Raw genomic sequence first — 25622 nt, 5'->3', positions numbered from 1 at the left:
CGTCTCGACGCCAAGGCTGCTGCTGCTCTGCATACCGCGCCATCTGCCAAGGCCAGCAAGCGTGACCTGCGCTCGGCGGTGATGGCGTCGGCTCCGCACATGAGCAAGGCCTCGGCCAAGCCCAAAACCAATACCGGCGGTTTCGACCTCGACCTCGACGAAGGCCGGGACGACCTCGACAGCGAGTTCGCGCGTCGCGGCGTCGCCTGATCCCTAACACGCTCCTGGATGTCGCGGCCTCGCGGCATCCGTCTTCGATCGCTGAAGGCGACGTCTATCCTACTGCCTAGAAGGGGCAATCTAGTATGCGTTTTACCATCAAGGCCAAGCTTGCCGCGACATTCGCGGTAGTGGTGGCCCTATCTGCCGGCAGCATGGTGCTTGCCATCCAGAATCTGGGTCAGCTCAATGACTCGCTGAACAATATCGTCAACGTGCGCACGGCAAATGCGCTGAACATTACCGGCATGCAGGTAAATCTGGAAAGCATGGGGTCGCGCATTCGTGCCCTCATCCTGACCGATGACCAGGCCGCTATCGACGGCTATGTCAGCGGCATCGCCGAAGACGGCGATGAGCTGATCGCCAGCATTGCCGCACTACGCGCCAATGTCACCGACCAGACCAACCTCGCGACCATCGACGGCTTTGAGACCAAGGTTCGAGCCTTTCAGGCCGCGATCAACGAGGCACAGGACCTCGGTCGCATCAACAGCGACGTGACGGCGCTCGCCATCAGCCGCTCGGAAGGCAGTGCAACCCTCGGCCGGGTCGAAGAGACCATGGCCGCGCTCAAGACCGCGCTGGCCGTTCGTGTCGAAAGCGGCGACCTGTCGGCCTTCCCGGCCTATCAGCGCACCTCGGACATGCTTCTCACCATGACCGATATTTTCCGCCAGCAGCGCAACGTGCTGCTCGCCTCCGATGATCCCGAACTGCAGGACAAGTGGCACGCCGACTATGTCGACGGCATCGCCGCAATCGCAACCAATATGCCGAACCTGCGTCGTGCCGTGACCTCGGCCGAGGCTGGCCTCGTGTCCAATGCCGAAGCTGCCTACGAGGCCATGGTCGCTGCCATGGACAAGGCGGTCGAAGCCAGCATGGCCCGCGGCGACCTCGCCGCGATGAAGGCTGCCGATCACGCAGCGGAACTGCGCGACATCACCAATGACGACCTGCAGGGCATGGTCGACACCACCCGCACCATGCTTGCCAATTCGGCAGCCGAGGCCAACACGACCTATCAAAACAGCATGATGGTGCTGATCGGCCTGCTCATTGGTTCGGCCATCATTGCCGGCCTTGCCGCAACCTGGATCGTGCTGGGCATCAGCCGTGGCCTCAACCGGGTCAAGCAGGTGGTCAATGGCGTCGCCATAGGCGACCTCGATCAGCGCGTCGAGATCAAGAGCGATGACGAGATCAAGGACCTCGTCGATACGGTCAACGTCATGACCGACAACCTGCGCGCCTCGGCCGCCGTGGTCGATCAGGTGGCCTATGGCGACCTCAGCGCCAAGCCGACCGTGCTTTCGGACAAGGACGTACTCGGCCAGGCCATGCAGCGCATGGTCGAGGGGCTCAGCGCTTCGGCCCAGGTGGCCGAGAAGATCGCCGGTGGCGATCTCACCGTCGAGCCGCGCCGCCTGTCGGACAAGGACACGCTGGGCATCGCTCTCGAGCAGATGGTTGAAAAGCTGCGCGACGTGATCTCCGACGCCATCGCTTCGGCCAACAATGTCTCGGCCGGGGCCCAGGAAATGTCCGCAACGGCGGAGCAGTTGAGCCAGGGCGCGACCGAACAGGCCTCGTCCACCGAAGAGGCGTCCGCCTCGATGGAAGAAATGGCTGCGACCATCAAGCAGTCGGCCGACAATGCCAGCCAGACCGAAAAGATCGCCCGCCAGTCTGCTGCCGACGCGATCGCCTCGGGCGAAGCGGTCTCCAATGCCGTCACGGCCATGGAAACCATCGCTCAGAAGATCATGGTGGTGCAGGAAATCGCCCGCCAGACCGATCTTCTGGCCCTCAACGCGGCCGTGGAAGCGGCCCGCGCCGGTGAACATGGTCGCGGCTTTGCGGTCGTGGCTTCCGAGGTCAGAAAACTCGCCGAGCGGTCTCAGGCCGCCGCCGCCGAAATCTCGACCCTCTCCGGCACAACGGTGAAGGCGGCACAATCGGCCGGCGAGATGCTCAACAAACTCGTGCCCGACATTCAGCGCACGGCAGAACTGGTGGAAGAAATCTCCGCCGGCAGCCGTGAGCAGAATGCCGGGGCGGCCCAGATCAACACTGCCATTCAGCAGCTCGACAAGGTGACCCAGCAGAACACCTCGGCAGCCGAGGAAATGTCCTCGACGGCTGAAGAGCTGGCGACCCAGTCCGAACAGTTGCAGGCAGCGATCAGCTACTTCCGGCTCAACGCCAATGCGGCTTCGGCCGCAACAGTGACGCCCCGTCGGCCTGCGGCCAAGCGCGACCTTCGCGCCGCCGTAACCGCCGCGGCGCCGCACATGACCGCACAGAAGGGCCGCGCCAAGGCCAATATGGGAGGTTTTGATCTCGAGCTTGATGGTGCAGCGGATGAACTCGACAGCGAGTTCTCCCGCGCTGGCGCCGCCTGATCTGACCAAGCTGACGCGCCGCACTCTGCGGCGCGTCGAGGGAAAATCGTACGCGCCCCACTTGCGGCGAGCCTAGCGTCAAAACTTTTTTGTCGTCCCTCTTGGATCAACCAAATGCGCCTAACCATAAAGCTCAAACTCGCTGCCGCTTTCGGCCTCCTCATCGTCATGATGATCGGCGTTTCTACATTCGGCATGCTGAATCTGGGTCGTATCAACGATGAAATCACCGAAGTCATTCATGGTCCCGTCGAGCGCCTAAAACTCGCCCAGGGCCTGCAGATTGCGACCCTCGACAGCGTCCGTCAGCAGAAGAACATGCTGCTCGCCGTCAGCCCCTCGGAAATCCAGGGCTATGTCGCCAAGATGAAGACCGTGCGCGACACCTTCTGGAGCGCCCAGACGACGGGCGAAGCCTCCGCGCCGGAAGAGGCCAAGGACCTTTGGCGCACGGCCGGCGAGATCGGCAAGCGCTTCGACTCCATCAGCGACCGTCTGGTGAGCCTTATCGAAGCCGGCAACATGGCCGCCGCGAACCAGCTCTCGGCCGGGGAGTCGCGCGCCGTAATCGTTGAAATGGATGAAGCCATCAAGCAGCTGATCGCGCGCGCCGAGACCATTCTTGACGAGGCCGATCACCGCACCAACGAGCAGTATGCAGCAACCTCGACCCTGACCATCATCATCTCCGCGCTCGCCGTGCTCTTCGCATTGGGCGCTGCGGTCTGGATCGCCATGGGTGTCGCCAAGGGGCTTGCGAGCATCAAGCACGCCATCGACGCAGTGGCCATCGGTGATCTCGATCAGAGCATCAAGATCACCAGCAACGATGAAATCCGCGATGTGGTCGAGACCGTCAACCGCATGACCGAAAATCTGCGCACGACCGCGCAGGTGGCCGATCAGATCGCCGGCGGCGACCTGACCGTCGAACCCAAGCGCCTGTCGGACAAAGACACGCTGGGTATCGCGCTCGAGCGCATGGTCGAAAAACTGCGCGATGTGATCGCCGATGCGATCTCTTCGGCCAACAACGTGTCAGCCGGCGCCCAGGAAATGTCGGCAACGGCAGAGCAACTGAGCCAGGGGGCGACCGAACAGGCGTCATCGACCGAAGAGGCGTCCGCCTCGATGGAAGAAATGGCTGCGACCATCAAGCAATCGGCCGACAATGCGTCCCAGACCGAAAGGATTGCGCGCCAGTCCGCTGCCGACGCCATCGCCTCGGGCGAAGCAGTGAACAACGCGGTCACGGCGATGGAAACCATCGCTCAGAAGATCATGGTCGTGCAGGAAATTGCCCGCCAGACCGATCTTCTGGCCCTTAACGCGGCCGTGGAAGCGGCGCGAGCCGGCGAGCATGGTCGTGGCTTTGCGGTCGTCGCCTCGGAAGTGCGCAAGCTTGCCGAACGCTCGCAGGCGGCTGCTGCTGAAATCTCGACTTTGTCGGGCACGACGGTTAAGGCGGCCCAATCGGCGGGCGAAATGCTCGGTAAGCTCGTGCCCGATATCCAGCGCACGGCAGAACTGGTGGAAGAAATCTCCGCTGGCAGCCGCGAGCAGAATGCTGGTGCCGCCCAGATCAACACCGCGATCCAGCAGCTCGACAAGGTGACCCAGCAGAACACCTCGGCAGCCGAGGAAATGTCCTCGACGGCGGAAGAGCTGGCGAGCCAGTCCGAACAGCTCCAGGCTGCGATCAGCTATTTCCGTCTCAGCGCCCCTGGGGCCTCGACCGCCATGGTGGCGTCCAAGCCCGCCAAACGCGATCTCAAGAGTGCCGTGCTGGCGGCGGTTCCCCACATGACCAAGCCGGTCGCCCGGGCCAAGCCCAGTTCCGGCGGTTTCGATCTGTCGCTCGATGCCGGTTCGGACGAGATCGATGCTGGCTTCACCCGTATTTCGGCTTAGCAGGAGGGCTTCATGGCCGACCACAATCAATATGTAACCCTGGGCGTGGCGGAGGAACTCTTCGCCGCTCCCGTGATGCCGCGGGCGCCGGAGAATTTTCTCGGCATCATCGATGTGCGCGGTCAGGGCGTGCCGGTGCTGGACCTGCGGCTGACCCTGGGCATGGAGCCTGCTGCCGACACGGAAACGACGCGCATCGTCGTTCTCAGCGTCAACAGCATCTCCGGCCCGGTGACGCTGGGCCTGCGGGCCGACCGCGTCTTCGAGGTGACGGTGCTCGACAGCGACAAGCTCGATCCGGCGCCCGCGGTCAATGCCCGCTGGCAGAACCACTGCATCGAGGGGATCGGCCGGCGCAATGGCGCCTTCGTCACCGTGCTCGATCTCGACAAACTGCTGGGCGAGGGGGCAGGGGCCCTCTCGGCCGCCTGAACCTGATCGGCTCGCGCCCTGTGGCGCGAGCCCTCTCCCCTATTGGAGATTATAGTGGCTCTGGTATCGCGTGCCCAAATCATTGAACCCGATGGCGAGGATCACCTCAGCCATGCCGATTTCGCCAAGATCGCTACCCTGATCGGTAGCGAAGCGGGTATCCGCCTGCCACCGGCCAAGCGCCTGATGGTAGAAGGCCGGCTGCGCCGTCGCCTGCGGGCCCTGCAAATCCCGACCTTCGACGCTTATTGCGACCATATCTTCCGTCATGATGGGCTCAAGGCCGAGCTGCCCTATCTCATCAACGTGGTGACCACCAACAAGACGGACTTTTTCCGCGAGCCCGAGCATTTCGAGCTCATGCGCTCGAAGATGGTGCCCGAACTGCTCGACGCCCGGGGCAGCGAGCGCAATCCGATGCTCAAGATCTGGAGCGCGGCGTCCTCGACCGGGGCCGAGGCCTTCACCTGCGCCATGGTTTTGGCCGACATGGTTCGCGAAACGCGAAATTTCCGCTTCTCGATCCTCGGCACCGATATTTCGACCGACGTGCTCGACCAGGGCATGCGCGCCGTCTATCCGGCCGAGCAGATCGTGCCCGTGCCGCAGTCGATGCAGGCAAAGTATCTGATGTGGTCGCGCAAGGCCGGCATCCGGCCCGATGTGCGCATCGTGCCCGAGCTGCGGCGCCTGGTGCAGTTTCACCGGCTCAACCTGATGGACGAGAAATATCCCTTCGACCGGGATGTCGACATCATCCTCTTGAGGAATGTGCTGATCTATTTCGACAAGGCCGACCAGGCCAAGGTGATCAACCGGCTTGTCGGGCATTTGCGGCCCGGCGGTTATCTACTTCTTGGTCATTCCGAGTCCATGATCGGCACGTCGATCCCCGTCCGGCAGGTTGCCCCTGCCGTCTTCCAGCGCGTGTGAGAGCTGAATAGTCATGAGTAAGATCCGCGTGCTGATCGTTGATGACAGCGCTTCGGTCCGGACCACGCTGAGCGAAATCATCGCCGCCGACCCTGACCTCGAAGTCATGGCGACGGCGGCCGACCCCTATGTGGCGGTCGAAAAGATCCGGCATGAAGTGCCCGACGTGATCTTTCTCGATGTCGAAATGCCGCGCATGGATGGCCTGACCTTCCTGAGGAAGATCATGTCGCAACGGCCGATTCCGGTCGTCATCTGTTCGGGCGTGGCGCAGGCGGGCTCCGATACGCTGATGCAGTGCCTCGAGGCGGGCGCGGTCGATGTGGTGACCAAGCCGCGCATCGACACGGCTCAGTTCCTGCAAGAGTCGCGCATGCGCATCTGCGACGCCGCGAAGGCCGCCGCGCATGCGAAATTGAAGGGCCTCAAGAAGGCTGCGCCGGAACTCAAGGTGGAAGCAAAGCTGACGGCCGACGCCGTGCTTCCACCCATTTCCGATACGCGCCGGGATAGCCTGATTGCCCGTATGCCGGTGACCGAACCCATCATTGCGATCGGGGCGTCGACCGGCGGCACCGAGGCCCTGCGCGAGGTGCTGGAGGAATTGCCGGCAAGTAGCCCGGCTATTCTCATCGTCCAGCACATGCCGGAAAAATTCACCGGCGCCTTTGCCCGCCGACTCGATTCCACCTGCGCCATCGAGGTCAAGGAAGCCGAGGACGGCGACCTGGTGCTGGCTGGCCGGGCGCTGATCGCGCCGGGCAATGTGCATATGCAGCTCGTGCGCAACGGCTCGCGCTATACGGTCAAGATCGTCGAAGGCCCGCATGTGTCGCGGCACCGGCCCTCGGTCGACGTGCTGTTCCGCTCGACCGCGCAGGCCGCCGGCCGCAATGCGCTCGGCATGCTGCTCACCGGCATGGGCGACGATGGAGCGCGTGGTCTTCTCGAAATGCGCCAGATGGGTAGCCCGACCGTGGCGCAGGACGAAGAAAGCAGCGTCGTTTTCGGCATGCCGAAGGAAGCCATTCAGCGCGGGGCCGCCGGCCGTGTGCTGCCGCTTTCGCGCATGGCGACCGAGATCGTCAATTTCGGGCGCAACGCCCCAAGAACAACGGGAGGCATGGCATGACCAATAACAAGCCCCAAGCCAGGGATATTTCCGCGCTTTCTTCGGCGCTCGCCAAACCGCGCCAGGAGATCGAGGAGGCCTTTGTCTCCGTCGGCTCGCGGCTGTCGGAAGGCGCGGCCATGCTCAACAAGCTGACGCGCCAGTTCGAGGCGCTGCCAGCGGCGCTACAGGGTGAGGAAGTCAGTGAATCGAGCAGCCAGCTGCGGGCCGTGGCGCGCAAGGCGCTGGAGCTGACTGCGGACTTTGCCAAGGAAAAGGCCGACCTTACCCGTCTCGTCGAAGTGGTGGCAGCCGCCAATGGCCCGATCGGCGAACTGCGCCGCACGGTGAAAATGATCGGCATCGTCTCGATCAATGCCCGCGTCACCGCGGCCGGCATTGTCGGGGACAGCGACGATTTTGAGGTGTTCACGACCGATATCTCGACCCTGTCGGATTCGGCGCGGTCGACCATCCATGAGTTCAGCCAGGTTTATCGCCAATTGGTGACCGAGGTCGGCCAAGCCGCCAGCCAGCGCGACCGGTTCGACACAGCCCATGCCCATACGCTTTCCGAATTGGCGCAATCGCTCGACGAAACGCTCGATGCGCTCGATCGGCAGCGCCAGTCGGCAGTCGAAGGCTCGGCTGAAACCGGCCGCGTTTCGCGTCAGATCGTGGGACGGATCGGCAGCGCCGTCATGGCCCTGCAGGTGGGCGACTCCACGCGTCAGCGGCTCGAACACGTCGAGGCGGGGCTTGATTGTCTCGCCGATATCGTCGGCGGCAAGCCGGTCGACGGCATGAGCCTTGATGAGGCCGTGGGCGGGGAAGCGGTGACGGCGCTGAGCCTTCTCGAGCAGGAACAATTGCGGGCGACAGCCAGCGACTTTGCCGGCGAAGTCGGGGAGGCGGAGCAGGCCCTCCAGGCGCTGGCAAGCGATGCCGGCACCATCATGACGCGCAGCCGCAACCTTTATGGTGACGGCGCCGAGGAGGCCTCTGCCCTGACCGTGCTGAGCGCGCAGCTGCGCACCGCGACGGAAATTCTGCGCGACTGCGAAATGGAGCGCAGCAAGCTTGAAGCCGTGGCTGCCGCCGTGCAGCAGACCGTTTCGGTGCTTTTGGGGCATGTTGCGGCGGTGCAGGACATCGAAGCCAATATGCGGCTCGTCTCGCTCAATGCAGCGGTGCGCTGCGCCCAGCTCGGCCCGCGCGGCGCTTCACTGACGGTGATCGCCTCGCAATTGCGCGAACTGACGACGGAAACCGTGGTGGCGGCAGAAGCGGCCATGACCCGGCTCGACGAGGCTTCGGCACTGGCAGGAGCCTTTGGCGCGGCGGCGGGCGGCGACAATGCGGGCCAGATCGGCCGGCTCGAACAGCAGGCTAACCACGCCATGACGCTGCTGACCAGTCTCGACGAGGGACTTTCGGCTGCCATGGCGAGCCTCAATGTCGATGGCCCCAAGGTCATTGCGCTTCTACAGGCGGCAGCGCGCGGCATTGATGGTCAGTCACGACTGGCCGAGAGCATGGACGACATTGCCCTCCAGATCGCCGGGCTCTCCGCCGATGCCATGCCCAATCCGCTGGCAGAAGAGCTGACGCCGGTGCTGGAGCGCCTGCGCAAGACCTATACGATGGAGGCCGAGCGGCAGATTCACAACCGTCTGTTCGGTGCGCCCAGCGCGTCGGCGGTGGAAGAGCCCGCCGACGATATGGATCTCGAAGCGCTGATGTTCTGAAGCAAAAAGGCCCGCCGGAGCGGGCCTTTTTCTTAGTAGGTGCAGTGGGCCGAAACCTTGCCCCAGTCGCCGAGGCGCCCTTCGACAAGGCCGGCCTCGCGCAGGGGTTCGGCAATGCGGGCGCCGGTGATGATGGTATGCCCGGCCTTGAGCGGCATGCCGCGCTTTTCGGCATGGGGAGCCAGCCAGACGAGGGCGGCAATGATGTCGTCCCAGGAGGCGCCGGTGCCGACATCCTTAACCGTCTTGCCATCGTAGCTCAGCGACACGTCGAGGGTCGGCAGGGCGGCACGAATGTCGTTGGAGACGGCCGGGCCGACGACCACGGCGCCATTGCTCTGGAGGTCACCGAGCTGCAGGTTGCGCGGGGTGGCATCGCGATCGACGAACGGATTGGCGACCATTTCGAGCACAGGGTTCACTGAAGCGATGGCAGCCTCGACCTCGAAGCGGTTGGGCGTGTCGAAGAGGTCGGCGCCGAGCAGCACGGCGACTTCGACCTCGGCCAAGAAGTGGCGATGGATCTTGGCATCGAGCGTCGCGCCATTGGAGAAGTAGCGATTGGCCGGAATGGGCGAGCAGAGCGGTTCGCCCTGGCCACCGGCAACGATCTTCCAGCCGCCATTGGGGCCGATGCCGGCCATGATCCGGTCCTGCAGCGCATAGACCGCGGCCATATCCGCGGGAATGTCAGCGGCATCGACCGGGCCGACCAGCGGGCCGCCGTCATGGGCCGATATCAGCGCCTTTGCCAGGCTCTCTTGGCTAACGGTCATCTTGAATCCTGTTTCGGTTAGGGAGAAGCGGTTTCGATCAGCGTGATCCCCGCCTCGGCGCAAAGCCGGCGGATGGAATCATGGGGGCAGTGATCGGTAATGAACGTGTGGGCCTGCGAAAGGTGGCCGATACGCACCGGGGCGGTGCGCGAAAACTTGCTAGAATCCGAGACGAGGATGACGTGGCGGGCATTGGCGATGATGGCCTGCGCGACCTTCACCTCGCGAAAATCGAAATCGAGGAGCGCGCCATCGGCATCGATGGCGGAAACCCCGATCACGGCGAAATCGACCTTGAACTGGCGGATGAAATCGACCGCCGCCTCGCCGACGATGCCGCCATCGGACGAGCGCACGACGCCGCCAGCGATCACCACTTCCATGGACGGGGCGACGCGCAGGCGATTGGCGACATTGATATTGTTGGTGATGACCATGAGGCCGCGATGCTCGGCCAGGGCCTGGCTGACGGCCTCGGTGGTGGTGCCGATATTGATGAAGAGCGAGGCGTTGTCGGGGATCAGCGCGGCGGCGGCGCGGCCGATGGCGTGCTTCTCGTCGGTCGCGATCTGGCGACGCGCTTCATATTCGACATTCTCGACGCCCGAGGGGTGCATGGCCCCGCCATGGGTGCGGCGAAGGGCGCCCCGGTCGCAGAGGAGATTGAGGTCCTTGCGGATGGTCTGGGGGGTGACGTCGAAGGCTTCGACCAGTTGCTCCACCGTGACCCCGCCCTTTTTCCGGGCGAGTTCGACGATCTGAGCCTGTCGCATCTGGGGATTCATGGGAGCCTGCCGCTTTCGGTTCGTGAGTAAACGAAAGTGGGGGGCAGGGGAAGGGTGGTTCAAGTGCGGGGCTCCCCCCACCTCCCCCTTGATGGGGGAGGTGGGGACGGCGGGCGCGGAACTACTTGGCCAGAGCCGACCACTTCAGCGTCGGCACAAACGCAAAATCCCGCTCGAACGGAAAACTCGGGCGCGGCGTGTGGTTGCGCACCGTGCGTTCGACGAACTGATCCACGACGCCGGGTGACAGGGCCATGATGCCGGGATTGGCGATGGGGCCGAGTTCAGGGGAGAGATAGCCCGATTTTACCGCCACGATCTTTGCCGTTCGCGGATCAAGGCCGAGCTTGGTGAAATCAGCGATATTGTGGAAGGGGCGGCGACGGACGGTGAGGACGAGGTCGATGCCACCGATGCGCACGACCGCTTCGCGGAAAAGCGGATTGTCATGCTCGAGGAGGAAGACAACTTCCGCCTTGGTATCGACCGGGGTCGAGGAGGGATCAAGGCTCGCCCCGATATGGAGCGACACGGTGGCGCCGACGCCGGAGGCATAGGCGGCTTCCGTTGCAGCCTTGTCGGCGATACCGGCAAAGACCACGCCCTGGGCATTGCGGGCAATTAGCGCCGCCAGCACTTCGGCACGATCGCCGACGCCGCCGCCGGTTGGATTGTCGCCGGATTCGGCGAGCACGACCGGACCGGTCTTGCTGGCAATGGCGCGGTCGACGCACTCTTCGATGGAGCCGGTTTCCATGCCGAAGACGAATTGCTCGCGGATGTCCCAATAGTTCTGGGCCAGCGTTTTGGCGGCCTTTTCCATTGCCGCCTTGTCGGTGCCGGTGACGACGGCGCAGGCGGTGGAGCGGGGTTCGTCGGCCCAGACATAGCCGACCTGGAAGGACGCATCCCAGATGCCGGTCGGTTCTTCGACCTCGTGGAGCTGGGTGTAAAAGCTCCTCGCCGGCTCGTCCTGGGTGGAGGTGCGCTCGCCGGGCAGCAGCACGGGAACGGGGATCCAGGCGAGTTTGGGGCGCACGCCGGTGCGCAGGGCCCGTACCAGCATGGTCACGGCGCGGCGCATGGTGTCGGGCGTGTCGATGTGGGGCGCGGTGCGATAGGTCGAGAAGATGTCGAGGCCATCGACGATTTTCTGGCTGACATTGCCATGAAGATCATAACTGGCAGCAATGATTACATCGGGGCCGACGAGTTCGCGCACCGAGGCAATGAAATCGCCTTCGGCGTCGAACATGCCTTCGACGAACATGGCGCCGTGCATGGGCAGGTAGACGCCATCGAGCGGCATGGCGGCCTTGATGCCGGCCAGGATTTCGGCTTTCCATTTCTGGTAGAGCGCCTGTTCAACCGGGCCGCCGGCAATGGCGCGGGCATGCAGGATCGTGATGAACTCGGCCGGGAAATGCGTCAGGAAATCAAAGTATTGATCCTTGAGCATGCTCGGCCCGCGCAGCACGCGAAAATCGGCCTCGCGGGCGATGACGGGGTTATAGGTGCTGCATTCGGTATGCAGGCCAGCAACGGCAATGCGCATCAGAGCACTCCAGGAACTTCGGCTTCAGGATTGTGATTGGTTTTGACCGGGCGTGGCGTCAGGCGTCCGGTGAGCAGTAGGCTCAGCAGCAGGAAGGGTACGACGCAGGCAATGCCAAAGCGGATACCCGAATGTTCGGCGACAAAGCCGATCAGCGGCGGCCCGATGAGGAAGCCGGTGAGCGCGACGAAAGACAGCACGGCGACATTGGCCGAGGCGGCGCGATCGCCGATGCCGGCGGCGGCAGTGACGGCGAGCGGGAAGCCGACGGAAACGCCGACCCCGATAATGCCGAAGCCAACCAGTGCCAGCTCCACACCGGGGGCAAAGTAGAGCGTGATGCCGCCCAGAACCGCCAGCGCGCCGCAGAGACGGGCGGTGTTCACCGCGCCAAAGGTGCGCTTCAGCGTGTCGCCGCCAAACCGGCCCGCCGCGACCATGAAGGCAAAGAACGAATAGCCGAGGCCGACGAGGCCACCTTCTGCGGAGAGCGCATCGCGGAGGAAGATGGCTGACCAGTCGGCCATGGCGCCTTCGGTCATGGTGATGCCGAAGACGAAGAGGCAGATGCCGATCAGCGCCGGGCTCGGCAGCGACCAGGCGGACTTTTGTGCCTGGCCTTCGGCCGGGGTGTCATGAAGTTTTGGCAGGGCATAGCCTGTGGCCATGGCGACGGGCAGGACCAGCACGGCAAGGAGCGGCACGGCGATCTGGGGGATGACGCCGATGGCGGCAAAGCCGGAACCGATGAGGCTGCCCACCATGATGCCGAGCGACCAGCAGCCATGGGAGGTGTTCATGATCAGCTTGCCGCTCGATTTTTCCACGAGGTCGGCTTGCACGTTAAGCCCGAGTTCGACGAAGGAAATGGCGGAGCCCGCGAACATCAGCGCGATGAACAAGAGGATCGGGTGCGGCGCCAGCACCGGCAGGCTCGCAGCGATGGTGTAAAACACAAAGCCCCAGATGATAGCGCTGCGCGCCCCGATCTTCGCCACCAGCGGGCCGGCAAAGGGCAGGGTGATGAGCGTGCCGCAGGGCATGCCGAGAAGTGCAAGGGCGAGGGCGGCGGGGCCGAGGCCAAGCCCGGCCTGGATTTCCGGAATGCGCGGCAGCCAGGAACCGAAGGCAATCGGCTGGAGGAAGAAGACCAGCATGGTCAGGCGCTGGGGGGAGAGGAAGGACATGGGCCTGCTCAATGTGTTCGTGCCGGCTCAGCCCCGGCGAGCCACGATGCGGTTCTCCCTCCCCATTATGGGGAGGGTAGGGGTGGGGCGGTAGCAGTGGAGTTTACCGCCTCCCACCCTCAATCCCTCCCCACAAGGAGGAGGGAGGCAGATCTGCGATTGCGGCTGGCACCCCGCCATTCGCGCATAGCGCTCATGGCCTCGCCGCCTCAAATCGCTCCACCGGAGCGATCTGCCCTAGCGGGACGCTGGCGAGCCCATGGGGTAAGGCAGGTAACCCACAAACCCCGTCAGCTTCCACTGGCCCGCAACCTTGCGGCAGAAATAGAGGGTCTGCCAGTTGAGGCGATCGACACCGCCATCGGTGAGCTTGATTTCGCCGTTGAACTTCTTGTGCGCGATGGCGCGGTCGCCGCTGATCTCGATTTCGGTCAGGCTCGTGGCGCGGTGAATGCCCGCCTCGACGTCCTCGGCATAGGACTGCTTCTGGCCTTCATGGGCCTGACGCAGCCACTCGTCGCGATAGTTTTCGAGGGTAGGAAAGCTGATGGTCCAGCCGTCCGGATTGTCGTTCTTGTTGCCGTTGATGCCCACGAAATCATCGACGACGAAATCGCCTGCGACCATGGACCAGTCGGCAGCCAAATAGGCGGCGATATCTCGCGGCACCAGCATGGTCCAGATGTCGGAGCGGTCGGGATCGTTGGGAAACGGATTGGTGGAAAGGCTCATTATGGGGTCTTTCGGGTCTCTCGGGCGACCCTCTCCTCATTGTGGGTCGCGCGATGCACTCTGTATGAAATTTTCAGGCATGTCATCTACAGTGATCTCCCAGAAAGAGGCCACATGGATACCAATTGCGACATGCTGCGCGCTTTCACAGGTCTTGTCCACATCGATTCTTCCGACAATCGGCTGCTAAACGCCTAGAAATGCGGCGAAGTGCCGTGCAAAGAGGCGTCTTTTCAGGGTGGCTTAAATTGGTATTGTCAAGGCTCGGAATCTGTGTTGACATTGTGTCATAAAGGCGCCTAGTCTTGAAAATCGTTTACAGAAACGCCGACTAATCCGGAAGAGATTGGCGGAAAATAGGGTACAGGGAATATGCGGGTAGGCATTATCGGCCTTGGCTATCGCTTGGCTTATCTGGCGCGGGTTTTTACTGCTGCCCGGAGTGATTTCGAGATCGTCGGTTATGTCGATCCTGCCCCCGCTGGCCTCCCCTATACGAAAGAGCACGGCGTTTCCGTCGGCCAGCAATATGACAGCCTCGAAGCGCTGATCGACAATGGCAATCTCGACCTGCTGATGGTCGGTTCGCCCAATCACATGCACCTCGAGCACATCCGTATCGGACTTGAGCGCGGCATGAAGATCTTTGCCGAAAAGCCGGTTGTTACCTCCATCGAAGACACGATGGCCGTTGCCGAACTCATCGGCAAATACGGCTCGGACAATGTCATGGTGGGCCTGGTACTGCGTTACGCACCGCTCTATGTCGACCTGCGCAAGGCTCAGGCCGAAGGCAAACTGGGCAATATTGCCTCGATCGAAGCCTCGGAAACCATTCCGCCCTATCACGGCGCGTTCTTCATGCGCGACTGGCGCCGCTACGGCAAATATTCGGGCAGCTTCATGCTCGAAAAGTGCTGCCACGACCTCGATCTCTATAATGGCGTCATGGGCTGCCGCCCGCGCTATGTCGCAAGCTTCGGCGGGCGCCGCAGCTTCGTGCCGGAAAACGCGCCGCAGGTTGCCGGTATCAACGACCTGGAAGTCTACCACCGCAAGCCTTCGGGCTGGATGGGTACGGACAAGGTCTTTGACAGCGATGGCGACATCATCGACTTCCAGACCGCCCTCGTGCAGTACGAAAACGGCGCCGCGCTGACCTTCCACACCAATCTCAACGTGGCTGACGATTTCCGGCGCTTTGCCGTGATCGGCGCCAAGGGCATGGCCGAAGGCGACTTCGTGCGCAATTACTTCAAGGTCACCGACAGCCGCACTTCGGACCGTCTCGAAGACAAGACCTATGAAGTCAGCTCGCTCTCGAGTCACTATGGCGCCGACGAGCAGATGGCCGAAGATATTCTCAAACACCTCGTTGATGGCGCGCCGCTGCCGGTTTCGGTCGTCGATGCCCTCGAGGCGGGCCTCCTCGCTCTCTCCATGGACGAGGCCATGCGCAACAAGTCCGTCGTCGACATGACCCCGATCTGGCAGCGTTTCGATGCTGCCCTTGGGCGACGGGTCTGAAGGAGATAAGCCGATGACCAGTACGCGTGGCGCCACCCTCTTCGCCCTGGCCCTTCTGGCTCCGGCACTTCTCTATATTCTGACCATCGTCGCCTATCCGCTGGTCGACACCTTCATCCTCTCCTTCACCAATGCCTCGCTCAAGCCCGACTATGATTTCGTCGGCTGGGCCAACTACCAGCGCATCTTCACGGCGGGCAATTTTACCGACGTGATCCTCAGGACCTTCATCTGGACCTTCTTCTCGGTCTCGATGAAAATGGTCATCGGCATGACCGGCGCCGTGCTGCTCAATGCCGCCATTCCCGGCCAGACCGTTTTCCGCATCCTCACCATGCCGCCCTGGATCGTTCCCATGGCCATCGGCATCTTCATGTGGGGCTGGATGTATAACGGCCAGTTCGGCATGATCTCGGGCCTGCTGCAGAATTTCGGCCTGACCAAGGGGCCGATCGCCTTCCTCGCCTATGGCAACACCGCCTTCTGGGCGACCGTCGTGACCGACGTGTGGATCGGCGTGCCCATGGTCACCATCTATTTCCTCGCCGCCATGCAGTCGATCCCGAAGGACCTCTATGAGGCCGCCTGGACCGACGGCGCCGGCCGCTTCTACCGCTTCCGTCGCATCACGCTGCCGCTGATGATCCCGGCGATCATCACCATGAGCCTTCTGTCGCTGATCGCCACGTTCAACTCGTTCGACATCATCTGGATCCTGACCCAGGGTGGTCCGTCGGGCTCGACCACCACCATGATCATCGACACCTACAAGACCGCTATGGGCAGCCGTAAGTACGGCGAAGGCGCGGCCCGCGCCGTGGTGATCTGTATCTTCGTGTCGCTCTTCTGCCTCGCCTACTTCCGTGCCGTTCGCAAGCTCCAGCAGGGAGAAGCCAAATGAGCTTTCATGACTCCAAGGTAACCCTGCCTGCCGGTGCCAATCCCCTGGCCGCTAGCGCCAGCTCGGTCGCCGAAATCAGCAAAGCCAAGGTCAAGACCAAAGCCCGGTCCGCCAAGGCGATGATCGACCGCTACAAGTGGTTTGAGGTCCTGGCGCTTTATGCCGGCATCGCAGTGTTCCTGTTCTTCGTGCTGGCGCCGTTCATCGAAGGCTTCCTGGTGTCGCTAAAGCCGCTCGCGCAGCTGTTCTCGACCCCTTACAGCTTCATTCCGAAGACCTGGTCGTTCGATGCCTATGTCAACATGTGGACCTCGGTTCCCATGCTGGGCATGCACATCTTCAATTCCTTCTTCATCTCCTCGGTGGTGACGCTCATCGTCGTCGTCATCGTGGTGCCGGCGGCTTATTCCTTCGCCCGCTTCAGCTTTGGCGGTCAGGGCATGCTGCTCGGTATGTTCCTTGCGGTGAACATGTTCTCGGGCGCAGTGCTCCTGATCCCGCTCTTCCGCCTGATGCGCAGCATGGGGCTGCTCAACACCTATTTCGCCATGATCGTGCCGGGTGCGGCCTTCCTCATCCCGTCTTCGATCTGGCTGCTGCGCACCTATATGCTGCGCATTCCCCGCGAGCTCGACGAAGCCGCCTGGGTCGATGGCGCCAGCCGTCTCTACACCCTGCGTCGCGTCATCCTGCCGCTCGCCATGCCTGGCATCGTCGTGGTCGCCATCATGACCTTCATCGGTGCCTATGCCCAACAGTTCATCTTCGCGCTGACCTTCAACTCCAAGACCGAATTCATGCCGCTGCCGATCGGGCTCTTCGCCTTCTTCGGCAAGCAGGAAGTGGTCTGGAATGAATTGATGGCAGCCTCGTTCGTCGGAATCCTGCCGGTCATGATCGTGATCGTGGTCCTGCAGCGCTATCTCGTCGCCGGCCTCACCGCCGGGGCCGTGAAGCAGTAGTGAGAAGGGTCCGAGGGGACCCAATTCAAGGGAGACTACAATGAACAAGACTATCGGTTTGATGGCCGTATCGATGCTGGCTCTCGCCAGCGCGACCTCCGGCGCCTTCGCCCAGGACGTGAAGGAAATCTCCTTCATCAACTGCGGCGACGAGCTGACCGCCGGCTATGCCGAATACTTCGCCGAATGGGAAGCCGCCAATCCCGGTTACAAGGTCGTTCCGGAAATCGTTGGCTGGGGCCAGTGCCAGGACAAGGTGACGACCCTGGCTGCCGCCGGTACCCCGGTGTCGCTCGCTTATGTCGGTTCGCGTACCCTCAAGCAGTTCGCCCAGAACGACCTCATCGTTCCCGTCCCGATGACGGACGAAGAAAAGGCCAGCTACTACAACTACGTTCCCGACACCGTGACCTTCGACGGCACCCAGTGGGGCGTTCCGGTTGCCTTCTCGACCAAGGCCCTGTTCTGGAACAAGGACCTGTTCGCGGCCGCTGGCCTCGACCCGGAAACCCCGCCCAAGACCTGGGAAGAAAAGATCGCTTTCGCCAAGCAGATCACTGAAAAGACCGATGCAGCCGGCTACGGCGTTGTCGCCAAGACCTTTGACAACACCATGCACCAGTTCCTGCACTGGGTTTACACCAACAACGGTCAGGTGATCGATGCCGAAGGCAACATCACCCTGAACTCGCCGCAGGTTCTGGCTGCTCTCACCGCCCTCAAGGACATCGTTCCCTACGGCGAAGAAGGCCCGACCGCTTACGAACAGAACGAAGTCCGCGCCATCTGGCTCGACGGTGGCGTTGCCATGATCGAAGCCTCGCCCGGCGCCGCCATCCGCGGCACGGAAGCTGGCATGAACTGGGGCGTTGCCAACCTGCCGCTCGGTCCTGATGCCAAGGGGCCCGGCACCCTGCTGATCACCGACGCCCTCGCCATCTTCAAGGGCACCGGCGTTGAAGAGCAGGCCACCAGCCTTGCCAAGTACATCACCACCGGCGAACGCCAGTGGGCTGCCGAAATGGCGCAGGGCCTGACCCCGCTCCGTCCGCTCGAACCGCAGACCTCTGCGCTGCTGTCCGAAAAGCCCTACTGGAAGCCGTTCCTCGACGGTATCGAGTTCGGTGGTCCCGAGCCGCTGTTCACCGACTATATCGGTCTGCAGAACACCATGATCGAAATGGTCCAGTCGGTCGTGACCGGCGCTGCCGAGCCCCAGGCTGCCCTTGAAAAGGCCGCTGCCGAACTCGAGCAGTACAAGTAATCTGACCCCGCCGCCGCCCTTCGGGGCGGCGGCACCCAAAGTCCCAGAATGCCTGCCCGCGGGAACCGCCCCGCCGACCGGAGACGCGAACCATGTCGCAACTCAGCCTCAAGCGACTCGAAAAGAGCTTTAACGAAGCGCGCATCATCAAGGGCATCGACCTCGAGGTCGCCGATGGTGAGTTCGTGGTTTTCGTTGGCCCCTCGGGCTGCGGCAAATCCACCCTGCTGCGCATGATCGCAGGTCTCGAAGACGTCACCGCCGGTGACATCGAGATCAGCGGCAAGGTCGTCAACGACCTTCCCCCCGTGCAGCGCGGCATCGCCATGGTGTTCCAGTCCTATGCGCTCTACCCGCATATGAGCGTCTACGAGAACATCGCCTTCCCGCTGCGCGTTGAAAAACTACCGCAGGCCGAAGTCGACAAGCGCGTCGGCGCCGCTGCCAAGGTCCTCCAGCTCGAAAGCCGCCTGCAGCACCGCCCCGGCCAGTTGTCCGGCGGTCAGCGCCAGCGCGTCGCCATCGGCCGTGCCATCGTGCGCCAGCCCAAGATTTTCCTTTTCGACGAGCCGCTGTCCAACCTCGACGCCGCGCTCCGCTCGGAAATGCGCATCGAACTGATGGAGCTGCACAAGCGCCTCGGCTCGACCATGATCTATGTGACCCACGACCAGATCGAAGCCATGACCATGGCCGACAAGATCGTCGTGCTCAATGCCGGCGAAATCAGCCAGGTCGGCTCGCCGCTCGAACTTTACCACAAGCCCGACAATCTCTTCGTTGCCGGCTTTATCGGTTCGCCGAAGATGAACTTCATCAACGGCAAGGTGCGCAGCGCCGATGGCGCCAAGGTCACCATCGACCTCGGTTCGCTCGGAACGCTGGTGCTGCCGCGCACCAGCACCGCCGTTGCCGGCCAGGACGTGACCGTGGGCATCCGCCCCGAACACATGCAGCTCGGTTCGGGCGAGTTTACGCTTCAGACCACGCCGAACATTGTCGAGCACCTGGGCATCCACACCATCAGCTATTCGACGCTGCCCGGTGGTGAGCCCTTCATCGGCCTCTTCGATGGCGATCCGAGCATTGAAGACGGCAAGGCACTGACCGTTGGCTTTGCCATCGAACACGTGCACCTGTTCGACGCCAGGGGCCTGGCAGTCTACTAACAGCCACTTGGGGCCCGCCGGGGAGACGGAAGATGCTCGATATTGTCGGCCTGTTGCAGACCGAGAAGAACGACTTTACGCGCTCCGAACGGGCACTGACCGACATCGTCCTTGCCGATGTCGACTCGGTGCTGAAAATGAGCATCGTGGACCTGGCGGCGCAGGCCGACGTGTCCCCGCCCACGGTGACGCGCTTCTGCCGGCGCCTCGGCTGCGACTCCTACGCCGATTTCAAGGTGCGCCTGGCGCAGTCCCGCTTTGTCGGCCAGCGCTATTTTGCGCCGGCCGCCGGCCCGACCTCGGTGCGCGAAATTGCCCAGAGCGTCGTCAACGGCATCCAGTCGATCATCTACGAGACCTTCGAGCATCTCGATTTCGCTGCCGTCGAACGCGCGGCGGAGAGCGTTGCCAAGTCCAACTTCATCCTCTCCTTCGGCTCGGGCGGCGCCTCCTCGATGATGGCCGGCGAGATCGAGACCCGGTTCTTCCGCCTCGGCCTCAAGGTTGCTTCAACCGACGACCATCAGCTGCAACTGATGCGCGTCGCCGCGGCGCCCGCGGGCACCGTGATCGTTGCCTTCTCGCTTTCGGGCAACAATGCTCAATTGGCGAAAACCCTGACGGTTGCGGGGGAATATGGCCTGACCCGCGTTGTCGCGACGCGCTCGGGCTCGATGGTCTCGGCCCAGTCCGACATTCTCCTGCCGGTCAACTGGCACGAGAACGCCGATATACTGCGCCCGACGCCCGGTCGCTACGCTTTCCTCGCCACGGTCGACGTGCTCGCCCAGACCGTCGCCACCCGTCTTGGCCCCTCGGCCATCGCCAGCATGCGCCGCATCAAGCACCAGCTCGTCGTCACGCGTGACGGCGACGACGCCCAGCCCCTCGGGGACTAAAGCCATCCCGGACCCAATGGTGAGCTTGTCGCACCATGAGGTTGCAGCCACGAAATTTGTCACGACCCCGTCCTTCGACAGGCTCAGGATGCGGTCTACTGAAAGTCTGACGCGATGACTGCCAAATTTTCTCTCGTGACCACCTGGACCCCGGCCTCGGGCAGCGAACCGCTTGGCTACGGGCTGGAGCTGACCAATATCGGCGACGAGCCCGTCTCAAATTTTCAGCTCGGCTTTTCCGGTCCTGCTCGCGTTGATCCGCACGCGACGCTCGAAAACGGCAAGCTGCTGAAGCGCCGCTCCAGCCACACCCTGATCGCGCCGCCCGATGGCTACGTGCTCGAGCCAGGCGCGACCTGGACTTCGACGGCGCGCGGCCTTTCCTATGGCCTGCGCCACTGGAGCGACGGCGCCAACTCCGCCTACGTCGTGCTCGAAAATGGCCAAACGGTCGTCATTCCGACCAAGCCGACCCAAGGCAAGGGCCACAATTCGCCGCTCTTGAAGGGCACGGCAAGGTTCCCGGTGCCGGCCAAGGCCGCCGTGCCGCACTCGATCATTCCCTGGCCGAAGTCGGTTGCGACGACCGGCCAGCGCATTGCTCCGGCGGGGCTTGACCTGCAGCCGCAGGGGGAAGCGGCCAACCGCGCCGCCGCCGCCTTTGCGGGCCTCGTGCATGATCTCTTTGCCGTCGAAGCGCTGGTGCGTCCGGCGTCGGAAGCCGGCATGCCGGTGCACATCACCGAAAAACTCGGCATGGGCGCGGAAGCCTATGAGCTGGCCTTTGCCGAAAACAGCGCCACCATTTCGGCCAGCACGCGGCAGGGCATGTTCTATGGTCTGGTCACGCTCGGCCATATCCTGCGCGGCGCCAAGCAGTATCCGCATACCTTCACCTTCCCGACGGGCGGCGTCATTGCGGACGAGCCGGGCTTTGCGTTCCGTGGTTCTCATCTCGACGTGGCGCGCCAGTTCTATACCGGTGGCGAAGTCAGCCAGCTCATCAAGATCATGGCCTGGAACAAGATGAACAAGTTCCACTGGCATCTTACTGAAGACGAGGCCTGGCGCATCGAGATCGATGCTTATCCGGCCCTGACCGAAGTCGCCGCCTGGCGCGGCCACGGCAAGGCACTGCCGCCGCTTCTGGGTTCGGGGCCGCAGCCGACGGGTGGGTTCTATTCCAAGCAGGTCATCCGCCAGATCGTCGCCCTTGCCGATAGCCTTGGCATTGTGGTGATCCCGGAAGTCGACATGCCCGGCCACTTCTATGCAGCTCTGCAGGCCCTGCCGGAATTGCGCGACCCCAATGAACAGGGTGAATACCAGTCGGTTCAGGGGTTCCCGAACAACAGTCTCAACCCCGCGCACGAGCCGGTCTATAAGTTCGTCGAGACGGTCGTGGACGAAGTGTTGGAAATGTTCCCGGCGGGTATTTTCCACCTTGGCGCTGATGAAGTGCCGCTGGCCGCGTGGTCCGGTTCGCCGCTGGCGCTCGACATGATCGAGAAGATCGCGGGCCCGGCGATGCGCGAGAAACATGCCAAGCAATTCAATCAGTTGGGCAATCACCACGGCGCCGACGAGATTGAAGGTTCGCCCACGGCGATCATCCAGGCCGAGTTCATCAAGCGCGTGCACAAGTACATTGCGTCCAAGGGCGCCATCACCGGCGGCTGGGAAGAAGCGGCGCATGGCGATGCTGTCGACAAGAAGACCTCCTATGTCATCGGCTGGCGCAATGTGGAGATCAACGCGGCGCTCGCCGAGAGGGGATTCGACATCGTCGTTTCGCCCGGCCAGCGCTACTACCTTGATATGGCGAACGGAATTTCCTGGGCCGAACCGGGCGCCGGCTGGGCCGGGTGGTCGGGTCCGCAGGAGACTTATGAGTTCGAAGCGCGCGCCGGTTTCTCGGAAGAAGGGCTCAAGCACCTTCTGGGTATCCAGAGCTGCATCTGGTCCGAGAGCATGACCGATCGGGCCATTTTCGATCGCCTGGTTTTCCCGCGTCTTTCGGCCATTGCCGAGGCCGGCTGGACGCTGCCCGAGCGCAAGAGCTGGGACCGGTTCAAGTCCATGGTCGGGCTGATGCCGATCATGTACGGCAACTGGGCTGCCGAGTAACAAGGCCTGCAAAAACGAGAAGCCGCCGTTGTCAAACGGCGGCTTTTTGCTGACAGACTGTTAGCATCTGATGTCACGTTCCGGCGAAATGGGGGATTTCATGAAGCAGCGCACCATAGTCTGTCCGATCATCGAGAATGATGGCGCGATTTTGCTCTGCCGCATGCCGATGGATCGCGGCGTGTTTCCGGGCCAATGGGCGCTCTCGGGCGGCGGCATGGAGCTGGGCGAGACGATGGAAGAAGCCCTGCGCCGCGAAATCCGCGAGGAGCTTGGTGATCGCCTGGTGATCGAGACAGTGACCCCATTCCGCTTTCGCGATGATCGGCGGATAAAAACCTATGCCGATGGGCGGACGGAAGAGATTTACATGATCTACCTGATCTTCGATTGCCAGGCGGGCAACCGGGATGTGGTGATCAACGAAGAGTTCGACGAATACGCCTGGGTGCGGCCGGAGGAGCTGGCCGGGTATGATCTTAATCCGGCGACAAAGGTGACGTTCGCAGCGAAGGGTTTTTTGCCGGAATAGGCGCGAGGGGCATCGGCACTCTTCCTTCTCCTCTTGTGGAGAAGGTGCCCAAAGGGCGGATGATGGGTATGGGATTTCACCCCCCGCTCCTCTGCGGAGGAGAGATACCCCTCACCCTGATTTTCTGCTGAACGCAGAAAATCTGTCCCTCTCCCACAAGGGGCGAGGGAGGGGCCGGTGGCGGCCTAGCCCCAGGGGTTCTCCACCATCGGCCAGATATCCTTTCTGGCCTTGCGGTAGTTCGTTTCGGCGGGGCGGTTGGGGTAGGGCTTGCCGGCCGAGCAGTAGATGATCTCGGAGGCGATTTTCGAGAACGAGTCGTAAAAATGGTTGGTCGACTTAATAAGAAGGATTTTCCGCGACTTTGGATCGATGCCCAATGCCGAATAAAGGCTCGGGTCGAAGCTCTGGGCGCGGGTTGAGTTGAGGATCACGTCGATACCGTCGAAGTTGATCCAGGCCGCGTCACCAAACGGGGCGAAGCTCTCGCCGAAACGCATTTCGGCGTCGCGGACGAGTTTTTTTACGGTCACGCGCTTATCGATGGGGCTGCCGGTGTCGGGCGCTGACTTGGCGCCGAAGCGGAGCTGGATTTCAGCGCCTTCGCCGGCAGCAAAGCAGATCTGAACCGCGATGGGATCCCAGATGGTGCCGACGGCAACGTCCGTGGCGCCGCGGGCGATGAGCTCGGCAAGGACCACGGTTGCGTCGCCCGCCGTGCCGCCGCCGGGATTGTCCCAGACGTCGGCGATGACGACCGGACCCTTTTCCGCTTTCAGCGCGGCCTCGACGGCGACCTTTTCATCGACCTGGGCGACCATGAAGGTGCCGCGCATGGCAAAAAGTTCGCGACCGAGTTTTTCGGCCAGTGCGGCGCCCTTGGCTGCATCATTGTCGGTGATGGCGATGAGCTTGGTGCCCATTTCAGGCACGTCGCCGGCCATAAAACCGTGGACGACGGAGAGCGACAGCAGGCCCGGCTCGGACTTTTCGAGCGCCATGAGATTGTCGACGAAACCGCGCATCGGCTGCTTGGAGGTCGGGAAGACGTCGATCATGCGGCAATCGAAGATCGACATGACCGGCTTGATCTCGCCCTTGAGGGCGCGAACCGAAATGTCCCACAAATCCCGGGCGCGGTCGACGAAATCGGTGTGCGGGAATTCCTTGAAATAGACGAAGAAATCGGCCGCCGCGGCGCGCTTGGCGGTGAGGTGGCTGTGCGGGTCGAGCTCGGCCGAGATGAGCACGTCGGGGCCGACTATGTCGCGAATGCGCGAGAGGAGGTCCCCCTCTGGATCGTCATAGCCCTGCGCAACCATGGCGCCATGAAGACCCATGACCACGGCATTAACCGGCAGGGCGGCGCGTAACTGGTCAAGGATGGCGTCGCGCAGTTCTTCATAAGTGGCGCGTGCGACAAGCCCCGCGGGATCGGCCCATGAGGCGCTGCCTTCGATCAGGGTCCAGCCTTCTCTGGCGCAGACTTCACGGCCGACAGTGATCGGGGCCGTGCAAAGGGTCGGGGTTTCCGGATGTTCGCCGGGGCCGACATGCAGCGAAGCTTCAAAGGCGCGCTTGTCGATGGCGATGGGGGAAAAGGTATTGGTCTCGGTGGCGAGGGCCGCAGTGAAAACGCGCACGAGAAACTTCCAGCAAATGAACCAATGAAGGACGCGCCGGGAGCCGGCGCCGATTGTGACATTAGCATATCGCCCCCTGTCGTTCACGTAAGAAATTTACATTCTGGAGGTCGGAGAAGGGGTGTTTTGGCTGTTTTTTAGCTCAGCTCTGGGCCAAAAGAGAAATTGAGTTTCATTTTGTCTCAGAGGAGAGCCCTATGCCCATCAAGCGTTATGGCGCAGAAAAATCCGGTGCCGGTGGCCAGAACCTGCCTTTCGCCCGTGCCGTGGAAGCCGGCGGCTGGCTCTATGTTTCGGGCCAGGTGGCCATGAAGGATGGCGAGATCGTCAAGGGCGGGATCGTCGACGAGACGCATCTGACGATCAAGAACGTGCTCGCGATTTTGGAAGAGGCCGGCTATGGGCCGGAGCATATCGTGCGCGTCGGCGTGTGGCTCGATGACCCGCGGGATTTCTGGAGCTTTAACGGCGTCTACAAGAGCTATTTTGGCGAGCATCCGCCGGCCCGTGCCTGCGTGCAGAGCCGCATGATGGTCGATTGCAAGGTCGAGATCGACTGCGTGGCGTATAAGGGGCCTTAGGTCGTGCGCCCAGTTGGCCATAGCGGCCTGCAAACGCCAATTTTCTCCGCTTCCGGTGCTCACGTACTGATGTACGCTCCGCTCCGGTTCTCGAAAACCGGCATTTTCGGCTCGCTCTGACTCAACTGTCCACACAACCTAGTGCCGGATTACCCGCACGCTGGAGGAACAAAAGTGTCAGAAAATCCCTTTCGCCTCGACGGAAAGACTGCGCTCATCA

General features: G+C 62.6%; 22 protein-coding genes. 16 read left to right on the top strand and 6 right to left on the bottom strand.

The annotated features are described in order from the left end of the window. The 7 genes from J0I64_RS11960 to J0I64_RS11930 all read left to right on the top strand — a co-directional run. On the top strand, positions 1–210 hold a 210-nt coding region (locus J0I64_RS11960), incomplete at its 5' end, for a hypothetical protein (RefSeq protein ID WP_291408442.1). A gap of 95 nt (positions 211–305) precedes the next feature. Beyond that, entirely contained in the window at positions 306–2627 is a 2322-nt protein-coding gene (locus tag J0I64_RS11955; protein WP_291408440.1) for a methyl-accepting chemotaxis protein, read from the top strand. A 114-nt stretch (positions 2628–2741) separates the two neighbouring features. Continuing rightward, the gene (locus J0I64_RS11950; RefSeq protein ID WP_291408437.1) at positions 2742–4538 is read left to right on the top strand and encodes a methyl-accepting chemotaxis protein; all 1797 of its coding nucleotides are present in this window, start codon (positions 2742–2744) and stop codon (positions 4536–4538) included. A 12-nt stretch (positions 4539–4550) separates the two neighbouring features. Then, entirely contained in the window at positions 4551–4970 is a 420-nt protein-coding gene (locus J0I64_RS11945; RefSeq protein ID WP_291408435.1) for a chemotaxis protein CheW, read from the top strand. Positions 4971–5048: 78 nt separating this feature from the next. After that, on the top strand, positions 5049–5903 hold the full coding sequence (locus tag J0I64_RS11940) for a CheR family methyltransferase (RefSeq protein WP_291408447.1): 855 nt from the start codon (positions 5049–5051) through the stop codon (positions 5901–5903). Positions 5904–5916: 13 nt separating this feature from the next. After that, positions 5917–7035 (top strand): chemotaxis response regulator protein-glutamate methylesterase, encoded by a 1119-nt coding sequence (locus tag J0I64_RS11935; RefSeq protein WP_291408433.1) that lies wholly within the window; start codon positions 5917–5919, stop codon positions 7033–7035. Beyond that, positions 7032–8762, top strand: coding sequence for a hypothetical protein (locus tag J0I64_RS11930; RefSeq protein ID WP_291408431.1), 1731 nt, complete (start codon positions 7032–7034; stop codon positions 8760–8762). Before J0I64_RS11935 ends, J0I64_RS11930 begins: the two co-directional genes overlap by 4 nt. A 32-nt stretch (positions 8763–8794) precedes the next feature. On the opposite strand, the gene J0I64_RS11925 is transcribed toward J0I64_RS11930, so the two are convergent. The 5 genes from J0I64_RS11925 to J0I64_RS11905 all read right to left on the bottom strand — a co-directional run bounded on the left by J0I64_RS11925 (position 8795) and on the right by J0I64_RS11905 (position 13797). Then, a complete protein-coding gene (locus J0I64_RS11925) occupies positions 8795–9538 on the bottom strand; it encodes a fumarylacetoacetate hydrolase family protein (protein WP_291408429.1) in 744 nt (247 codons plus the stop codon). Between the two features lie 17 nt (positions 9539–9555). Further along, positions 9556–10323 carry a DeoR/GlpR family DNA-binding transcription regulator gene (locus tag J0I64_RS11920; protein ID WP_291408427.1) on the bottom strand — a complete coding sequence of 256 codons (768 nt, stop codon included), beginning with the start codon at positions 10321–10323 and terminating at the stop codon, positions 9556–9558. A gap of 121 nt (positions 10324–10444) precedes the next feature. Next, positions 10445–11878 (bottom strand): M81 family metallopeptidase, encoded by a 1434-nt coding sequence (locus J0I64_RS11915; protein ID WP_291408425.1) that lies wholly within the window; start codon positions 11876–11878, stop codon positions 10445–10447. After that, on the bottom strand, positions 11878–13065 hold the full coding sequence (locus J0I64_RS11910) for an MFS transporter (RefSeq protein ID WP_291408423.1): 1188 nt from the start codon (positions 13063–13065) through the stop codon (positions 11878–11880). Before J0I64_RS11910 ends, J0I64_RS11915 begins: the two co-directional genes overlap by 1 nt. Before the next feature lie 237 nt (positions 13066–13302). Further along, on the bottom strand, positions 13303–13797 hold the full coding sequence (locus tag J0I64_RS11905) for a hypothetical protein (RefSeq protein WP_291408421.1): 495 nt from the start codon (positions 13795–13797) through the stop codon (positions 13303–13305). A 372-nt stretch (positions 13798–14169) separates the two neighbouring features. Here J0I64_RS11905 and J0I64_RS11900 point away from each other — a divergent pair, with 372 nt between their 5' ends. The 8 genes from J0I64_RS11900 (at position 14170) to nudI (ending at position 23178) form a co-directional block, all read left to right on the top strand. After that, positions 14170–15324, top strand: coding sequence for a Gfo/Idh/MocA family oxidoreductase (locus tag J0I64_RS11900; protein ID WP_291408419.1), 1155 nt, complete (start codon positions 14170–14172; stop codon positions 15322–15324). Positions 15325–15337: 13 nt separating this feature from the next. Next, positions 15338–16225: a carbohydrate ABC transporter permease gene (locus J0I64_RS11895; protein ID WP_291408416.1), complete on the top strand. Its 888-nt coding sequence runs from the start codon at positions 15338–15340 to the stop codon at positions 16223–16225. Between the two features lie 119 nt (positions 16226–16344). Next, positions 16345–17187 (top strand): carbohydrate ABC transporter permease, encoded by an 843-nt coding sequence (locus tag J0I64_RS11890; protein WP_291408446.1) that lies wholly within the window; start codon positions 16345–16347, stop codon positions 17185–17187. A gap of 61 nt (positions 17188–17248) precedes the next feature. After that, a complete protein-coding gene (locus J0I64_RS11885) occupies positions 17249–18451 on the top strand; it encodes an extracellular solute-binding protein (RefSeq protein ID WP_291408444.1) in 1203 nt (400 codons plus the stop codon). Positions 18452–18543: 92 nt separating this feature from the next. Next, a complete protein-coding gene (gene ugpC / locus J0I64_RS11880) occupies positions 18544–19620 on the top strand; it encodes a sn-glycerol-3-phosphate ABC transporter ATP-binding protein UgpC (RefSeq protein ID WP_291408415.1) in 1077 nt (358 codons plus the stop codon). 32 nt (positions 19621–19652) lie between these two features. Next, entirely contained in the window at positions 19653–20519 is an 867-nt protein-coding gene (locus J0I64_RS11875) for a MurR/RpiR family transcriptional regulator (RefSeq protein ID WP_291408413.1), read from the top strand. Positions 20520–20633: 114 nt separating this feature from the next. Continuing rightward, the gene (locus tag J0I64_RS11870) at positions 20634–22646 is read left to right on the top strand and encodes a beta-N-acetylhexosaminidase (protein ID WP_291408411.1); all 2013 of its coding nucleotides are present in this window, start codon (positions 20634–20636) and stop codon (positions 22644–22646) included. A gap of 100 nt (positions 22647–22746) precedes the next feature. Continuing rightward, positions 22747–23178, top strand: a complete 432-nt coding sequence (gene nudI, locus J0I64_RS11865; protein ID WP_291408409.1) for a nucleoside triphosphatase NudI — start codon at positions 22747–22749, stop codon at positions 23176–23178. 185 nt (positions 23179–23363) lie between these two features. Here nudI and J0I64_RS11860 read toward each other — a convergent pair whose 3' ends face one another. Continuing rightward, a complete protein-coding gene (locus J0I64_RS11860; RefSeq protein ID WP_291408407.1) occupies positions 23364–24821 on the bottom strand; it encodes a M81 family metallopeptidase in 1458 nt (485 codons plus the stop codon). Positions 24822–25018: 197 nt separating this feature from the next. Between J0I64_RS11860 and J0I64_RS11855 the strand changes: the two genes are divergently transcribed. After that, complete coding sequence (locus J0I64_RS11855) at positions 25019–25402, top strand: RidA family protein (protein WP_291408405.1); 384 nt, start codon at positions 25019–25021, stop codon at positions 25400–25402. Positions 25403–25622 lie beyond the last annotated feature (220 nt).

This window comes from Devosia sp. (assembly GCF_017307565.1).
Classification (GTDB): domain Bacteria; phylum Pseudomonadota; class Alphaproteobacteria; order Rhizobiales; family Devosiaceae; genus Devosia.
This window is presented reverse-complemented; position numbering and strand designations above follow the sequence as displayed.

Coding starts and splice junctions, on each gene's coding strand:
- J0I64_RS11855 (WP_291408405.1), top strand. CDS start 25,019: ATGCCCATCAAGCGTTATGGCGCAGAAAAATCCGGTGCCGGTGGCCAG.
- J0I64_RS11910 (WP_291408423.1), bottom strand. CDS start 13,065: ATGTCCTTCCTCTCCCCCCAGCGCCTGACCATGCTGGTCTTCTTCCTC.
- J0I64_RS11870 (WP_291408411.1), top strand. CDS start 20,634: ATGACTGCCAAATTTTCTCTCGTGACCACCTGGACCCCGGCCTCGGGC.
- J0I64_RS11915 (WP_291408425.1), bottom strand. CDS start 11,878: ATGCGCATTGCCGTTGCTGGCCTGCATACCGAATGCAGCACCTATAAC.
- J0I64_RS11950 (WP_291408437.1), top strand. CDS start 2,742: ATGCGCCTAACCATAAAGCTCAAACTCGCTGCCGCTTTCGGCCTCCTC.
- J0I64_RS11945 (WP_291408435.1), top strand. CDS start 4,551: ATGGCCGACCACAATCAATATGTAACCCTGGGCGTGGCGGAGGAACTC.
- J0I64_RS11885 (WP_291408444.1), top strand. CDS start 17,249: ATGGCCGTATCGATGCTGGCTCTCGCCAGCGCGACCTCCGGCGCCTTC.
- J0I64_RS11875 (WP_291408413.1), top strand. CDS start 19,653: ATGCTCGATATTGTCGGCCTGTTGCAGACCGAGAAGAACGACTTTACG.
- J0I64_RS11925 (WP_291408429.1), bottom strand. CDS start 9,538: ATGACCGTTAGCCAAGAGAGCCTGGCAAAGGCGCTGATATCGGCCCAT.
- J0I64_RS11905 (WP_291408421.1), bottom strand. CDS start 13,797: ATGAGCCTTTCCACCAATCCGTTTCCCAACGATCCCGACCGCTCCGAC.
- J0I64_RS11935 (WP_291408433.1), top strand. CDS start 5,917: ATGAGTAAGATCCGCGTGCTGATCGTTGATGACAGCGCTTCGGTCCGG.
- ugpC (WP_291408415.1), top strand. CDS start 18,544: ATGTCGCAACTCAGCCTCAAGCGACTCGAAAAGAGCTTTAACGAAGCG.
- J0I64_RS11900 (WP_291408419.1), top strand. CDS start 14,170: ATGCGGGTAGGCATTATCGGCCTTGGCTATCGCTTGGCTTATCTGGCG.
- J0I64_RS11920 (WP_291408427.1), bottom strand. CDS start 10,323: ATGAATCCCCAGATGCGACAGGCTCAGATCGTCGAACTCGCCCGGAAA.
- J0I64_RS11930 (WP_291408431.1), top strand. CDS start 7,032: ATGACCAATAACAAGCCCCAAGCCAGGGATATTTCCGCGCTTTCTTCG.
- J0I64_RS11890 (WP_291408446.1), top strand. CDS start 16,345: ATGATCGACCGCTACAAGTGGTTTGAGGTCCTGGCGCTTTATGCCGGC.
- J0I64_RS11955 (WP_291408440.1), top strand. CDS start 306: ATGCGTTTTACCATCAAGGCCAAGCTTGCCGCGACATTCGCGGTAGTG.
- J0I64_RS11895 (WP_291408416.1), top strand. CDS start 15,338: ATGACCAGTACGCGTGGCGCCACCCTCTTCGCCCTGGCCCTTCTGGCT.
- nudI (WP_291408409.1), top strand. CDS start 22,747: ATGAAGCAGCGCACCATAGTCTGTCCGATCATCGAGAATGATGGCGCG.